This is a genomic window from Geobacter grbiciae, assembly GCF_018531165.1.
GTDB lineage: Bacteria > Desulfobacterota > Desulfuromonadia > Geobacterales > Geobacteraceae > Geobacter > Geobacter metallireducens.
The window spans coordinates 19,707-35,443 of record NZ_JAHDIW010000025.1; the positions used below are offsets into that span (position 1 = coordinate 19,707).

A 15,737-nucleotide genomic window follows, 5' to 3' on the forward strand; every position below is an offset into this window, starting at 1 on the left:
CGCAGTAGTTTTGCATGAGCCTCATATTGAAAATTATTAACCGGGATCACGACAGCGGCTATTCCAGGTAATCGTTCTGTTCAATATAATCGAGTTTATGCAAGAGGTTAGACTATTGTCAATTAATAAAACATTATTTCAACCAAATGTATACCCATGCTATACGGCGGATAATACCCGCCCCAGGAACCTTGCAGGATTACCGTTGAACACCTGGGTCTCAATCTCTTCGGGCAATCTCAGCTCCCTGACCATGCTGATGTAGTCAAGGGCAGAGCCGGCATGGTAGAGAAAGGTATCGGTTCCGAAGCAGATCTGGTCGGGATAGTGCATGATGAAGTCGCGGTAACTGGCGGGATTACTCCGCATGTACGGCAGGAGGCCGGCAATGTCGGTAAAGATGTTGGGGTAGCGGTCGAGAAACGCGCTGAACGCCTTGCGGCCGATCCCCAGATGGGGGAAATTGACCCGTACCCGCGGGAAATCGTCCAGAAGGTCTTTCATCACGTCGCCGTACCGACGGGCGTCCATGTGGTAGAGCAGAGGAAGATCATGGTTCTCGGCGTAGGCAAACAGGTCCCATTCCCTGCGGCGGTACTGTTCGAGACTGATGCCGAGGGTATCCGGCACGTTGCCGACACCGAGGTCGTTCTCGTTATCTGGTAGATAGATCCCCTTGATCCCCTTGAACCCCTGCCCCATATACCCGTCAAGGGCTGTCGCCACGTCGCCCCGCAGGTAGCGCGTATCGACGAACGGCAATAGGGCGTGATCCACGGATTCCGCGAGCGCCAGCAAATCGTCCGTTTCGTTGAAATGGGGATCCCCATGATTTTCGACGTAATCGGGAATCAGGTTCCAGGTGGTTTCAGGATCCGGCTGGGTATTCACCAGACCAGCGACGACCATCCGCCTGAGCCCTTCACGGCGCAGTAGGGCGATATCGCGGGCAAGAGCCGTCTCCTGCTGGCGTCCCACAAAGCAATGCATGTGGACATCGATAATCTCAGAGGTCATAATCGCGCTCCCGGCCGCTGAATATTCAACACGGACGGCCACTACCGCCCGCTGTAACGGGGCGCCCTTTTCTCCAGAAAGGCCGTGACCGCCTCCAGATGATCGTCCGCCTGGTGGGCTATGGCCTGGAAACAGGCGGTCGCATCGAGGAAATCCGGCAGGTCGCTGCGCTGGGCCAGTTTGAGCAGACGCTTCATCAGCCGCAATGCCTGGGGTGGTTTGGCGGCAATCTGACCGGCCAGCTCCCGTGCCCGCGGGAGCAACTCCTCCGGTTCCACGACCTCCAGGAACAGGCCCAGTTGCAGCGCTTCCGCAGCCTTCATGACCCTTCCGGTGAACAGCATCTCCGCTGCCCGCTGGCACCCCACAAGGCGTGGCAGGAACCAGGCGCCCCCATCCCCCGGAATGATGCCGAGATTGATGAAGGTTCCTCCAATCAAAGCCTTGTCCGAGGCGATGCGGATATCGCACATGCAGGCCAGGTCGAGACCGGCCCCCATGGCCGGGCCGTTGACGGCGGCAATGACCGGGATCTCCGCTTTGTGGAGGGCCAGCGGAACCTGCTGAATGCCGCGCCGGTACTGGTCCTGAACCTCGATGGGCCCGCCGGCGAAGATGCCACTCTTTTCCTGCATCTCCTTGACATTGCCGCCGGAAGAAAAGGCCGCCCCCGCGCCGGTGACAACCAGCACCGAGACTTCCGCCGAGGTGTTGGCCCACTGCACCGTCCGCACGATATCGTCGACAAGGGCTGTTCCGGTCAGGGCGTTGCGCACATCGTCCCGCTGGAAGGTAAGGACAGCCACCCCCCCGTGCAGTTCCAGGGATGAATCCTGCAACTGCGGCACAGCCACCGTATTCAATGCTTCACCGTTCATACTGGATATCATACTCCCATAAAAAAAGAGGTGGCATGATCTCCATGCCACCTCCCATTGTTCACTTACACGCGTTCGAAGATCGTCGCAATTCCCTGTCCGACACCGATACAGAGGGACACGAGACCGTAGCGGGAGCCACGGCGCTTCATCTCATGAACCAGCGTGGCGGTGATCCGGGCGCCGGTGGAGCCGAGGGGGTGGCCGATGGCGATGGAGCCGCCGTTGACGTTCACCTTGGCCGGATCGATCCCCAGTTCGCGTATGCAGGGGATGGACTGGGCTGCAAAGGCCTCGTTCAGCTCGAAGAGGTCGATATCTTCGATTTTCAGGCCGGCCCGTTGCAGCACCTTCTGGACCGCCGGGATGGGGCCGAGCCCCATGTACGAGGGATCACAACCGGCAACCGCACTGGCGACGACCTTGGCGAGCGGCTTGTAGCCGAGCTTCTTGGCGGTTTCGGCCTCCATGAGGAGGAGCGCCGCGGCGCCGTCGTTGATGCCGCTGGAGTTGCCGGCGGTGACGGTCCCCTCCTTCCTGAAGGCAGCCGGCAGTTTGGCAAGCTGCTCCATGGTGACGTCGTTGCCGCGGGGGAATTCGTCCCTGGAGACGATGATCGGGTCCCCCTTCTTCTGGGGAATGACCACGGGAACGATCTCGTCATTGAACTTGCCGGCCGCATCGGCGGCAGCCCATTTCCTCTGGGTCTCCAGGGCAAACTCGTCCTGCTCCTGGCGGGTGAGGCCGTACCGCACCGCCACGTTCTCGGCGGTTTCGCCCATCCCTTCCTTGGCGTACGGCTCGGTCATCTTCGGGTTGGTGAAACGCCATCCGATGACGCTGTCGAACACCTTGATGTCGCGGGAAAAGGGTGATTCGGACTTGGCCATGACAAAGGGGGCGCGGGTCATGGATTCGGTGCCGCCGGCGATAAAGACATCCCCTTCGCCGAGTTTAATCGCATGGGCTGCGCTGTTGATGGCATTCAGGCCCGAGGCACAGAGACGGTTGATGGTCTGCCCCGCGACCGAATACGGCAGACCGGCCAGAAGCGCCGCCATCCGGCCCACGTTCCGGTTGTCCTCGCCCGCCTGGTTGGTGCAACCGAGCACCACATCCTCGACCAGGTTCGGATCAAGATTGTTACGCTTCACCAGTTCGGAAATACAGTGGGCGGCCAAGTCGTCGGAGCGGACATTTTTCAGGGCGCCGTTGAATTTACCCACCGGAGTACGGACAGCATCGACGATTACTGCTTCACGCATTGGAACCTCCATCGCTTTGCGAATTAAGAGTTAATTAGATGTACTGGCCGCCGTCAACCTTGATGCATTCGCCGGTGATGTGACGGGACTTCTCGGAGCAGAGGAAGGTGACCAGCCAGGCGACTTCTTCCGGCTTGCCCATGCGGCCAAGGACGATGTCGGCCAGTGATTTCTGCTTCACGTCTTCTGGCAGGGCTGCCATCATTTCGGTCTCGATGAGGCCCGGGGCGATGGCGTTGCAGTTGACGTTGGACTTGGCCAGTTCGCGGGCAAGGGCCTTGGTCAGGCCGATGATGCCGGCCTTGGCGGCGGAGTAGTTCGTCTGGCCGAATTTGCCGCGCATGCCGTTGATGGAGGTGACGTTGACGATCTTGCCGCTCCCCTGCTCCTTCATCAGCGGCGCAACGGCGCGGCAGTAGTTGAAGTAACCCTTCAGGTTGATGGCGAGGCACTCATCCCACTGCTCCTCGGTCATCTTCCAGATGACGGCGTCGCGGTTGACGCCGGCGTTGTTCACCAGAATGTCAACGCTGCCGAATTCGGCCGCCACCTTGTCCACCATTGCCTGGGCATCCTTGAAGCTGGCAACATCGGCTTGGACCGCTATGGCCTTTTGTCCCATCTTATGGATTTCCGCACAGATGGCGTTGGCCTCTTCACTGTGCTTGCGGTAGTTGATGGCGACGTTGGCACCACTTTTCGCCAGGTCCAGCGCGATGGCGCTGCCGATACCAAGACTAGCCCCGGTAACAATTGCATTTTTTCCTTTGAGCTCCATGTTCTCCTCCTTTTTGTCTCTACTGGGTTGGTGTTGTTATTCGGCATCCTGCTTCTGGGCCGGGCGTTCAAATTTTAAGCATTATGGTAAACAAGTACTGCAATACCTATTTTATGTCAACAAAAATTTACGCCTCTTTTCTTGGGGACTAACAATTATTCAAAGCAGACGCGTTTGTCTCCAGGAGGCACTGCTGCACTGGGAATAACGTGTTGATTTTCCTGGCCATGATGGTTGAGGTGGTAATAGTGGGGGGGAAGTGCCGCACAGAGTCTGGCCGCCGCGCTCTCCAGCACCGGGAGACTCCCTTCCGGTCGCTGCAAAAGAGAAGCTATTGGGGCCACCGCCTCCTGATAGGCCCTGTGGGCCTCGGCAGAAAGGAGACCATTTTTTTCCAATTCCTCCCGGCGCTGGATACACCTGCCGATGACCAGCGCCGCCAGTCCCCCCTCCACCACCACAAGGTGGTTGGCGTCGAAGCTCTTTGCCATGGCTACCAGGCGGATGACGCGGTGCTGGAGACGCGCCAGCAATCGCCCTGCCATGCTGGAGGATTCACTCTCTGTCATGACAAGGAGGTCCCGCACAATGGCAATCAGAAGGGAACGCATCCGCATTGCCGGATTGATCGGGATCAGGTAGTGAAACGAAGCCCAGGCAATCCCGATACCGGCCACGGTGGCAAAGGCACCGGTCAGCAGGTCATAAGCCGTACTGGTGAGCGGGACGCCGGGCTGCTCGACGAACATGAAGATGAGCGTGGCGTCGGTGGCGGCAGCCACCGTTTGCCGATACTGCATGGCAAATACGCCGAGAAGGATCAGCGGAGCGATTACGACTCCTTCCACGAGGGGATTGGTCACCCCCGGCAGCAGAACCAGCCGGCAAAAAAGAGCAGCCGCGGAACCGATCGAGGCGCCGACAAAGACGTGAACCAGTGTGTCGGCGGGAAAATCCCGCGTGGAAAAGAGACTGACCATGATGGATGCGGGCATGAGCATCACTGCCCCCTGCTTCCACCCGGTCACCTGCCAGATCAGCCCCACGGTGAGGATGGCGACAGCGGCTCGCAGCGCAGCCCGCTGCCCCGCATTCCAATCCCGATGGCGGATGAGCCGGGTCGCGGTTTCCTCTTCAGGTGTGCCCGGCGCAGTATCGAACTCCGACAGAACGAGTCGCAGGGCCGACACGAGGTCTGTCAGCGTCTCCCCCAGAAGGGGAAGATTGGCCGCGGTCTCAGCCGCAACCCGCTGGAGATCGTCGATGCATGAGGCGGCTGTTGTGTTTCCTTTCAGGTTACCGGCAACATCCTCAAGGCGCAGAACAAGTTGGCTCAACCGATCATCGCTGGAGGCATGCTGACCGCTTCCCAGGGTAACCGACCGACCGGCGGCCAGAAGGGAGAGGAGCGAGGCAACGAGACTCCGAATGTGGCGCTTTTTCCTCTTGAAGCGCAGCGACCCCGCCCCTACAACGTCCATGAGGCTTTCAATCTCCGCGATCTCCAGCAGAATTTCCTGTTCCAGCCGCACCTGGCTGCTCTCCCCCCCATGACGCAGCAGCAGCGCCAGCCACGCGATGGCCTCCCCGGAAACCCGGCGGAGTCGGTCCACATAGTCGTCCTTCGACTGGCGGGGGGTAAAAAGGAGCGTGACCGTCGTCGCGACCATGATTCCGACAATCGTACCGGCGATTCTTCCAAAGGCGAGGTCATGGAGATGGAGGGGGGTTTGGTAGGCGCGGGCGCCAATGATGGCACAGGTACAGCCGGCCAGAAGAATGGCGTAGGAGCGGAGGCCATATATCAGGTTGCCGATGCCGACACACCCTGCCAGCCAGAGGGAAAGCGCAAGGGTGAGAACCAGAGGCGACGTGACGTGCAGCATGAGCAGCAACCCTGCCGTGGACCCGATGGCCGTGCCGACGAGGCGATAATAGCTCTTTTCCAGCAACAGACCCCGTGTCGGCTGGATCACGATGATCGCCGTCATTGCCGCCCAGTAGGGAGACTCCAGACGCAACAGCACGGCTACCGCAAGGGAAATGAGGGCGGCGGCGGTACCGCGGACTGCGAGCATCAGTTGTGGCCGCTGGAGGGCGAGTTGCCTGCGTACGGTAAGGGTGAGCAGGTCAAGCACGTTGTCTTTACGCATAAAATATAGTTAGCATGCATTCTATTTTATTGCTATCTTTTTTTATCCCTTGAGGACGGTCCATGACAACCCACCATTCTGTGATATTAGGTAAAGACACCCGACAGCTTCCACGGACCGACCGATTCCGATCCGCTCGCCTGGATGCCCGGAATGGATGAAGCGCTACAGAAGACTCGGCAGAGAGGGAATCCCGAGGATGATCCCGATTGAGATCGTTTCCACACTATCTCTCCTTTATATTGGCCTTCTGTATGCCGTAGCCTATTTTGCCGACAGACGGTACGAGGCCGGCCGGAGCATCGTTGCCAACTCCTTCATCTATTCCCTCTCCCTGGCCGTCATTTACACATCATGGACCTTTTACGGTTCCGTGGGACGGGCCGCCACCAGCGGCATCGAATTCGTCACCGACAGCCTGGGGATAACCCTCATGGCCTTCTGCTGGTGGTTCCTGCTGCGGAAGATGGTGCGGGTCAGCAAGGAGCAGAACGTTCGCAGCATCGCCGACTTCATCTCCAGCCGCTACGGAAAGTCACCGCTCCTGGGGGCGATCGTCACCATTATCGTCATTGCGGCGTTCCCTCCGTACATTGCCCTGCAACTCAAAGCAGTGGCCCACACCTTCGATCTCCTCACAAAACCGCCCCACATCTCCGGCGGTCTGAACAATCTCATCCCCGCGCTCCCCCCTTTCGTGGATACCGCGTTCATCGTCACCCTGTTCCTCGCCCTTTTCGGCGTCCTCTTTGGGGCGCGGCACCTGGACGTCTCCGAGCGCCACGAGGGGTTGGTGGCCGCCATCGCCCTGCAATCGGTGGTCAAGCTCGTCGCCTTCGTCACTGTCGGCATTTTCGTCACCTACGGCCTGTTCGACGGCTTCGGCGACATCTTTTCCCGCTTCGCGGCCCAATTTCCCGACCGGACTGAACTCTTTCTCGTGGGAACGCCCCATGTCACCTATTCCCAATGGTTCTCGCGATTGTTCATGATCATGATCTCGTTCATGTTCCTACCCCGCATGTTCCATGTCATGGTTATCGAGAATGCCGACGAGGGGCACATTAAAGACGCCATGTGGCACCTCCCCACCTATGCCTTTCTCCTCGCCCTGTTCGTGATGCCCGTAGCCCTTGGAGGCATCATCCTCAGCGGAGGGGACACCGCCATGGCCGACTTTTTTGTCATCCACCTCCCCCTGGAGTCCGGTCATCCATGGCTGGCCCTGCTGGCTTTCATAGGAGGCTTTTCCGCTTCGGCGGGAATGGTCATCGTCGAATCGGTGGTGCTATCCACCATGATTCTCGACCATCTGGCCTTGCCGGTCATTCTGAAGCTCAGGCTGGAAGCCTCGGACATATCGAGGGTGCTCCTGAACACAAAGCGGGCGGGGATCATTGCCGTTGTCTTTTTCGGCTACCTCTACTACCGGTTCATCAGCGAATCATACGCACTGATCAACACCGGGGTCGTCACGTTCATCGCCGTGGCCCAGTTCGCGCCGTCCGTCATCGGGGGGCTCTTCTGGAAGCGTGCAAATCGTCGCGGGGCCCTGACCGGTATCCTGCTGGGATTCGTCGTCTGGTTTTACACCCTACTGATTCCCCTCTTTGTCAACTCGGGTTGGCTGCCTGGCAATCTCCTTGATAACGGCCCCTTCGGCCTCGGATTCCTGCGCCCCCTGGAACTGTTTGGCCTGAGCGGTCTCGACATGATCTCCCACGCCCTGTTCTGGACCCTGTTCTTCAACCTGGGAGCCTTCATTGCCTTTTCCCTCCTGAGCGACCCGTACGACAGCGAAACCGAACAGGCAGTGAAATTCGTGGATGTTTTCGAGGTGCGCGAAGAGCCGGTCGCGCGCAAGAGGATGAGCAAGTCATTCGCCGTCGTGGAATTCGTGGATCTGATGACCAAGTTCATCGGCCAGGACCAGGCCCACGCCGCCATCTCCCGATTCCTTGAACACAAGCAGATCGATGAAAAGGGAAGCCTCTCGGAATACGAGCTTCCCATCCTGAAGCGGTATACCGAGAAGGTTCTGGCTGGTTCGGTGGGGGCAGCATCGGCAGGGATCATCGTAGACAGCTATCTGGCTGCGCGGGGAAGTGAACTGGAAGACGTTTTCGACATTTTCGGCACGGTTTCCCTCAGCCGCAGCGCCAGCAGGGAACAGTTGGGCGTTCTCTACGAGGCTGCGCGGTTAGTGGCAGGAAAGTCCGACCTGAAGACCATCCTGGACAGCATCTTGGAGCTTCTCCAGCAGCAGTTCAAGTTCGACACGTGCGCTATCCGCATTCTCGACGAAGAAATGAAGACTCTTACCGTGCAGAGTCAGAAGGGGATGAGCTCCGATCACCTGAATGAATCGGATCGAGAGTTGAGCATGGGGACATGCTCCGGCGAGGCATTCCTCACAAACTCCGCCGTAGTGGTCAACGATACGGATTCCATGGACAAGCCCGCCTCCGCCCTGGTTGTCCGACGTGAAGGAATCAGGTCATTCGCCCATGCCCCAATCACGGTCGAAGGGAAACCCGTGGGCATTCTGTCGGCCTTCTCAAAGTCGATGAAGGGGATCTTCACCGACGAGTTCGTTGAACTCTTCACCAATCTGGCGGGACAGATCGGGATAGCCCTTCGCAACGCCCTCCAGGCCGAGAAGCTGATCCAGGCGAAGGAGCATGAAAAGGAGATGCAGATCGCCCGGACTATCCAGATGGGGCTCCTGCCGACGCGGGCACCGGAAGTGGCGGGAATATCACTGGCGGGAACGTGTGTCCCGTCCAGGGAGGTGGGGGGAGATTACTACGATTTCCTGGTACGTGGCGCCAGGGGTCTCGACCTGGTCATCGCCGACGTCTCGGGTCACAACGTCGGTGCCGCCCTCCTCATGGCGGAAGTTCGCACCATCATCCAGGCAGAGGCGAAGATCGTCCGGGGTCCCGGCGAGATACTGGGCATCCTCAACGACTTTCTCTACGAAGACCTCACCCGTGCCGAACTCTTCATCACCATGTTCTACCTGAACTACGATGCCGGGACGCGGCTGCTTTCCTTCGCCAGCGCCGGTCACAACCCGCCTATACTCAGGAGGTCCGGATCACGGGCCTGTGAGTACCTCGACGCGGAGGGACTCATTCTCGGCATCAAGAGGAACGTCACGTTTGAGGAAAAAAAGGTGCAGCTGGAGCCGGGAGATCTCCTCCTTCTCTACACCGACGGCATCACCGAGGCGGCAAATCCCGCCGACGAATTATTCGGCGAGGACCGGCTCTGCTCCCTTATTGCCGAGTATCACGCACTCCATCCCCAGCAGATTATCGACAATCTCCTCGCCCAGGTCAGATTGTTCGCCGCAAACCAGAACCTGACCGACGATGTCTCGCTGGTCGTTCTGAAGGTGGACTAAACGGCATCGCAGGCCGCCTGATAGGCGAGGATCCGACTCCGCATGTCGTCGGGAAAGGGGATCGCCTTGATGGAACCGGCTTCCTCCGAGATGTAACAGGCCGACATCTCAACCTGAAAACAAGGCTCACCCCGGTCATCATACCCGACGACTTCATAACCAATGCTTGATTTCCCCAACCGCGAAATCCCGACCGTCATGGTGATTACCTGGCCGGGGACAAGGGGGGCCAGCCGCTCGCACCAGACCTCCCGGAAAGGGGCTCCCCTCTGGCGGATGCACTGCTCCCGCCATGAAATGCCCAAGGTCTCCCGGTACCACTCACCCACCGCCTCAACGGCGTAGTTGAAGAGTCGCGGAGCGTAAACGGTGCCGGAAAGCGTGCAATCCCCATAGGCCACGCGACGCCGGACGGTAAAGTGGACCCCATCGGACTGCAATCGGGAGAGGAACGGTTCGCCGCCAACCCTTTGAGCGACAGTACCCGACTTCCCGTCTGCCTGCTCCAGACAGGCCTCCATCCGCTCGCGGTAACGGGGCGGAATCGGAACCGGTGCGCGGTTCCGCCCCGCTCTGAAGTGCGCCACGAGGGTTGCCCGAAAAAAGACGCCGCCGGAGTCGTCCTCTCCGGCGGCGCTGAAAGTCACTGACGAGCGGTCGACAGCGGTCGTTCTTACCCGCACATGAACTGTCTGGTCGGCAATCACCGGCCGGAAGTACTCGCACCCCATCCGCACGAACGTCACATCGAGATCGTGCCCATGGAGCAGATCCGGCCAGGAGACGCCAAGCACATCCCCGAACCAAGTCTCGACAGCCTCCAAGGCGTAATCGACAGCCCGCGGCGTGAAGTAGATGCGGGCGGAGTCGCAGTCTCCAAAATCGACTTTTCGCCGATAGGTAAACAGTGTCCCGGACACGTGCGTCTCCCCATGAACCCGTTTCAGAAATACCCGAGCTGGCTGGAAATTTCCTCAGCCCCTTTTTTCGCGAGGGGGATGAGCACCCCGTTGATCCGCTCTTCGCTGAACCGCGTGATGGGGCCGGGAAGGACAATCGCCCCGATGACGTTGGAGCTGTAATCGCGCACAGGAGCCGCGACACAGGTAACGCCCACTTCCAGCTCTTCCCGGCTGACGGCATACCCCTGCTCTTTCAACGGCTGAAGGTGCTCCAGAAATGATGCCGGATCGGTGATCGTATAGGGGGTGTTCCGCTCAAGTTTGTGCTCCGCAAGAAACCTTGCCACCTTGTCTTCCGGGAGGTGGGCCAGCTGTATCTTTCCGGCTGCCGTGCAATGGGCGGGAAGCCTCATGCCGATGGGAGGGACAACCCGCACCGGCTGGCTGCACTCCACCGCATCGAGGCAGACAATGGAAAAATCCCTCAGGACCGTCAGACAGACCGTCTCGTTGCATTCCCGGACCATGGCCTCCATGGTGGGTCGTGCGCGGCTGACAAGCCTCATCTGCCGGGAGACCATCCGGCTGAGGTGAAAGGCCTTGAGACCAAGCCGGTAGCTGCCGGTGGTGGTGTTATGCTCGATGAATCTCCTGGATTCGAGGGTGGCCAAGAGCCTGAACACGTTGTTCTTGGGTAGGTTGAGGCGCCTGCCCAGCTCGCTCAGGCTCAGCTCGTTGGCATCGCCACGGAACTGCTCCAGCAGTTCGAAGGCATGGTCGACCGATTTTATCACTGGGACTGATTTGTTTTTTGTCTTCATGGTTCGTGTTCCCTCCGGCTGTCAGGAACCGTACGACGAAGCAATCCCCCGGCAGGGCCGGGGGATTCCCCTTACGCCATGGCCTCGGCCATCACCTCGGCGATGTCCTTCACCCGAACCTGCTCGGCCCCTTCGTCCTTCAGGCCGTCCTCCATCATGGTCATGCAGTAGGGACAGCTGACACAGAGGGTGTCGGGCTGCTGCTTGAGGGCCTCTTTCACCCGCTCGAGGTTGATCCGGCTACCGATCTGCTCCTCCATCCACATGCGGCCGCCGCCGGCGCCGCAGCAGAAGCCGTTCTCCTGGTTGCGCTCGAACTCGGCCGGAGCCTTGCCGGTGGCCGCCTTGATGACAGACCGGGGAGCCTCGAAGGTATCGTTGTGCCTTCCCAGGTAGCAGGAGTCGTGGAAAACGATCTTCCCCTGGTCGGACTGTTTGGGGAGCTTCAGTTTCCCCTGCTCCACGAGCTTTGCAATCAGCTCGCTGTGGTGGAGCACTTCCACCTCCAGCCCGTACTGCTTGTAGTCGTTCTTGAGGGTGCTGAAGCAGTGGGGGCACTGGGTGACGATCCGGGTGACACCCCGCTCCTTGAAGAGGGCCACGTTCTCCTTGGCCATCTTGTCGAAGACGAACTCGTTCCCCAGGCGCCGCACGCTGTCGCCGCAGCACTGTTCCTCGCGACCCAGGATCCCCCAGGAAACCCCGGCCTTGTCCAGGATCGTGGCCAGAGCCACGGTGACGTGCTTGGCGCGGCTATCGAAGGAGCCGGCGCAGCCGACAAAGAAGAGATAGTCGGTCTCTCCGGCCTTGAAGGGACGCTCGCCCAGATGCGTGGCCCACTTCCCCCGGTCCGACGGGGCGATCCCCCAGGGGTTGCTCCGCTGCTCCATGTTCTCGAAAAGGTTCAGGAGTTCCTCGGGGAACCGGGCCTTCTCCTGGACCAGGTGGCGGCGCATCTTGATGATCTTCGGCATCTGCTCGATGAGGACCGGGCAGACACTCGTGCAGGCGCCACAGGTGGTGCAGGACCAGAGGGCATCCTCGTGATTGGACCCTTCACCCTGGGGGCCGATCAGGGGAACAATACCCCGGTCGCCCTTTTTCAGAGCTGCCCCGTTATCGAGCAGGTTCACCTTGATGTCGTGGACAATGCGCCGGGGATTCAGGGGCTTGCCGGTGTTGTGGGCCGGGCAGAGGTCTTGGCAGCGGCCGCATTCGGTGCAGGAGAGGCTGTCGAGGAGGTCCTTCCACGAGAACTGCTCCACCTTGCTCACCCCGAAGCGATTCCCCACCTTGAATTCTTCCCGGGGCTGAACATTGGGCTTGTCCAGGCTCCGGAAGTAGCAGTTGGGTATGGCGGTGAGGATGTGCATGTGCTTACTGCGGGGGAGCAGGTTCATGAAGAGGAGGAGCACGACGGCGTGGACCCACCACGATACGGTGGCGACGCTCTCCAGGGGCCTCCCGGAAAATCCGTCCAGGAGGGTGGCGATGGCGGACGATACGGGCTTCCAGCCCGCCGGCTGCCCCATGGCGATCTGGGCGGCGTTGAGGAGGAAGAAGGCAATCATCAGCGTGGCGATCATGGCCAGGATGAGGAGGGCCTCGCCGCTTCTGGGCGAGGTGTAGTCGTTCCCCAGGTACGCGGGGGGAAAGAGTACCCGCCGCACAAAGGCGATCGCCACGCTGACCAGGGCCACCAGCGACACGATGTCGAAGATGAACTCAAGGCCGTGGTGGAGCGGCGCCGGCAGGGCCGCCAGGCTGAAGCTCGGGAAGAGCCCCTCCAGGAGAAACGCCCCGTTGGCCACCAAAAGGAGCATGAACGCCCAGAAGAGGAAGAAGTGGTTGAAGCCGTAGGGGCGTGCCAGGACCCGCTTCTGGCCGAAGGCATAGGAGAACATCCCTGCCAGCCGCTCAGCCGGGTTGTCGAAGCGGTTCTCGGAAGCGCCGACGGCGACCAGCTGCAGGCGCTGGTAGCAGCTGAAGCAAAAAGTCGCGACGGCCACAACGAAGAGCGGAATGAAGAGCGAGTGGTTGATTGCCATGATACACCTCACAAACGATATTGCGATGACGGCGCAGGATCAGACCGCGACCCGGTCGGGGATGACGCCGCCGCGCTGGCCTTTCAGATTGCGGACCTTGCGGATGATTGAAGGAACGATCTGGAAGAGATCGCCGACAATGCCGTAGGTGGCCACCTGGAAGATGGGGGCCTCGGGATCGCGGTTGATGGCGATGACAACGTCGGAGTCCTGCATCCCCACCAGGTGCTGGATGGCCCCGGAGATGCCGCAGGCGACGTAGATCTTGGGACGGACGGTTTTGCCGGTCTGGCCCACCTGGCGGCTGTGGGGCATCCAGCCGGCGTCAACGGCACTACGCGAAGCGCCGACCACCCCGCCCAGCTCGTCGGCCAGTTCCTGGAGCATGGCGAAGTTCTCCTTGTTCATGAGACCCCGCCCCCCGGAGACGATGATCTCGGCGCCGGCGATGTCGATGTCTTTGCCACCCTTGTCGCTCAAGACCTCGATCACCTTGACCAGCACATCCTCCTCACGGAGGTCGTACTGCTCGCGCACCACTTCCCCGGTCCGTCCCACCTGGAATTCGGGCATGGGCATGACGTGGGGACGGACCGTGGACATCTGGGGCCGGAACCGGTCGCACATGATGGTGGCCATGATGTTGCCGCCAAAGGCGGGACGGGTCTGCATAAGGTTGCGCTTGTCGTCGATGCCGAGCCCTGTGCAGTCGGCGGTGAGGCCGGTCTTCACCACGGTGGCCACGGCGCCTGCCAGATCGCGCCCCTGGCCGGTGGCACCCATGAGGATGATCTCGGGCCGGTGCTTGCTGATCAGGTGGCAGATGGCGTCGGTGTACGGCTTGGTCCGGTAGTTGGCGAACACGGGGGCATCGAGGGTGATGGCCTTGTGGGCGCCGTAGCCGAACGCCTCGTCACAGAGGTGTTCCACCTTGTGGCCGATGATCACCGCGGAGAGTTCCACGCCGAGGCTCTCGGCCAGTTCCGCGCCTGTTCCCAGAAGTTCCCAGGAGACCTTGGCGGCTTCGCCGTCGTACTGCTCGATGAAGACCCAGACACCCCGATAGCGGGCGAGCATCTCCCGAAGCTGCTTTCCCCCTTCGTCGACCTCTTCCTCGACGGCATGGTGCTGCTGGTCCCACTGCTTCAGCAATTCCAGCTCTTCGGGCGTGTAAAACATCTCCAGGGCGCCGGCCGCGCAGACCTTGACGCACTTGGCGCAGCCGATGCACTTCTCCCCCAGGACCGTCGGCTCACCGGCGGCGTTCATCTCGATGCCATCCACCGGGCATGAGCTTTCGCACCGGGCACCGCAGGCAATGCATTTACCGTCGAGAACGCGGGCCTTGCCGCGGGGCTTCTTGATTGGCTTTTTCGTTTCAGTCATTGTCATTCCCCCTTCACATCTCACACTGCCAAGAGATCCTTGCTGAGCAGCTTGTCGATCAGGAGGCCGGCCGTCCCCTCCGGATCACCGACACCGTCACCGATGATCTCCCCCTTGTCCCGCTCCGGGGAGAAGATCTTGCTGACCCAGGTGGGGGAACCCTTCAGGCCCACCGTTTCCACGTCGAGCTTGAGAACCGAGTTGTCCCAGACCTTGACCTCGGTCTCCTGGGCCGCCAGGCGCATCGGCACCGTTGGATAGCGGGGACGGTTCAGTTCCCGGACCACGGTAATTACCACGGGCAAAGGAGCCTCGACAATCTCGTGCCGCCCTTCAAGCTTGCGCCGCACCCGGATCACATTGCGCTTCAGATCAAGGAACTCGATCCGGTCCACCAGGGTGAGCTGGGTGTACCCAAGGCGCGTGGCAATGCCGGGGCCCACCTGGGCAGTGTCACCGTCGATGGTCTGCTTGCCGCAGAAGACGATCCCCACCGCTTCCTCGGCTCCCAGCTTCTCGATGGCCGCCGAGAGAACGTTGCTGGTGGAGAGGGTATCGGCTCCGCCGAACGCGCGGTCGGAGAGGAGGATCGCCTCGTCGACCCCAAGGGCGCAGGCTTTGCGCAGGGTCGCCTCGGTGTTCGGGGGCCCCATGGAGATGGCCACCGATCGCAGACCGTAGCGGTCCTTGAGGTTCAACCCCTCCTCCAGGGCATGGGTGTCGTAAGGGTTGACGATGAAGGGGATCCCTTCCCGGACCAGGGTGTTGGTCACCGGGTCGATCTTCACCTGGGTGGTGTCAGGCACCTGTTTGATGCAGGAGATCACGAGCATAGAACTTCTCCTTGGGGTTTGTTGGACCTGAATACGGCAGATGTATAACACAGAGCAACTGAGCAACTGAGAAATCAATCAATTAAGAAAAACCGAGTCCTACCCTTTCTTGGGATTACGAAAAGATTGCTTTCCATGCTTGACTCACTCTGTTGCTCAGTTGCTCTGTGTGAGGTGTCCTGTCAATAGTAGACACTCCCAACTCAAGCGGCGGCCGTGTTTGCGGAGAAGTTCATGGCAAATACGG

General features: G+C 60.2%; 11 protein-coding genes. 1 reads left to right on the forward strand and 10 read right to left on the reverse strand.

From position 1 onward, the window contains the following. Positions 1–159: 159 nt before the first annotated feature. The 5 genes from KJB29_RS18080 to KJB29_RS18100 form a co-directional block, all read right to left on the reverse strand. A complete protein-coding gene (locus KJB29_RS18080) occupies positions 160–1,017 on the reverse strand; it encodes an amidohydrolase family protein (protein WP_215735722.1) in 858 nt (285 codons plus the stop codon). Between the two features lie 41 nt (positions 1,018–1,058). Next, positions 1,059–1,895, reverse strand: coding sequence for an enoyl-CoA hydratase-related protein (locus tag KJB29_RS18085; protein WP_215735723.1), 837 nt, complete (start codon positions 1,893–1,895; stop codon positions 1,059–1,061). Between the two features lie 65 nt (positions 1,896–1,960). Next, positions 1,961–3,160, reverse strand: coding sequence for a thiolase family protein (locus KJB29_RS18090; RefSeq protein WP_215735724.1), 1,200 nt, complete (start codon positions 3,158–3,160; stop codon positions 1,961–1,963). Positions 3,161–3,194: 34 nt separating this feature from the next. Then, a complete protein-coding gene (gene fabG, locus KJB29_RS18095; protein WP_215735725.1) occupies positions 3,195–3,938 on the reverse strand; it encodes a 3-oxoacyl-[acyl-carrier-protein] reductase in 744 nt (247 codons plus the stop codon). 155 nt (positions 3,939–4,093) lie between these two features. Then, positions 4,094–6,091: an FUSC family protein gene (locus KJB29_RS18100; protein WP_246562019.1), complete on the reverse strand. Its 1,998-nt coding sequence runs from the start codon at positions 6,089–6,091 to the stop codon at positions 4,094–4,096. Between the two features lie 157 nt (positions 6,092–6,248). Here KJB29_RS18100 and KJB29_RS18105 point away from each other — a divergent pair, with 157 nt between their 5' ends. Continuing rightward, complete coding sequence (locus KJB29_RS18105) at positions 6,249–9,500, forward strand: sodium:solute symporter family transporter (RefSeq protein ID WP_425514127.1); 3,252 nt, start codon at positions 6,249–6,251, stop codon at positions 9,498–9,500. Here the strand turns inward: KJB29_RS18105 and KJB29_RS18110 are convergent. From KJB29_RS18110 to KJB29_RS18130, 5 genes are all read right to left on the reverse strand, one after another. Beyond that, positions 9,497–10,420 (reverse strand): hotdog domain-containing protein, encoded by a 924-nt coding sequence (locus tag KJB29_RS18110; protein WP_215735726.1) that lies wholly within the window; start codon positions 10,418–10,420, stop codon positions 9,497–9,499. The two genes, KJB29_RS18105 and KJB29_RS18110, sit on opposite strands and share 4 nt — an antisense overlap. A 23-nt stretch (positions 10,421–10,443) precedes the next feature. Then, a complete protein-coding gene (locus tag KJB29_RS18115; RefSeq protein WP_215735727.1) occupies positions 10,444–11,223 on the reverse strand; it encodes an IclR family transcriptional regulator in 780 nt (259 codons plus the stop codon). A gap of 71 nt (positions 11,224–11,294) precedes the next feature. Next, entirely contained in the window at positions 11,295–13,271 is a 1,977-nt protein-coding gene (locus tag KJB29_RS18120; RefSeq protein ID WP_215735728.1) for a (Fe-S)-binding protein, read from the reverse strand. Positions 13,272–13,310: 39 nt separating this feature from the next. Beyond that, on the reverse strand, positions 13,311–14,657 hold the full coding sequence (locus tag KJB29_RS18125) for an electron transfer flavoprotein subunit alpha (RefSeq protein ID WP_215735729.1): 1,347 nt from the start codon (positions 14,655–14,657) through the stop codon (positions 13,311–13,313). Positions 14,658–14,677: 20 nt separating this feature from the next. Next, positions 14,678–15,490, reverse strand: coding sequence for an electron transfer flavoprotein subunit beta/FixA family protein (locus KJB29_RS18130; protein ID WP_215735730.1), 813 nt, complete (start codon positions 15,488–15,490; stop codon positions 14,678–14,680). Positions 15,491–15,737: the final 247 nt, after the last annotated feature.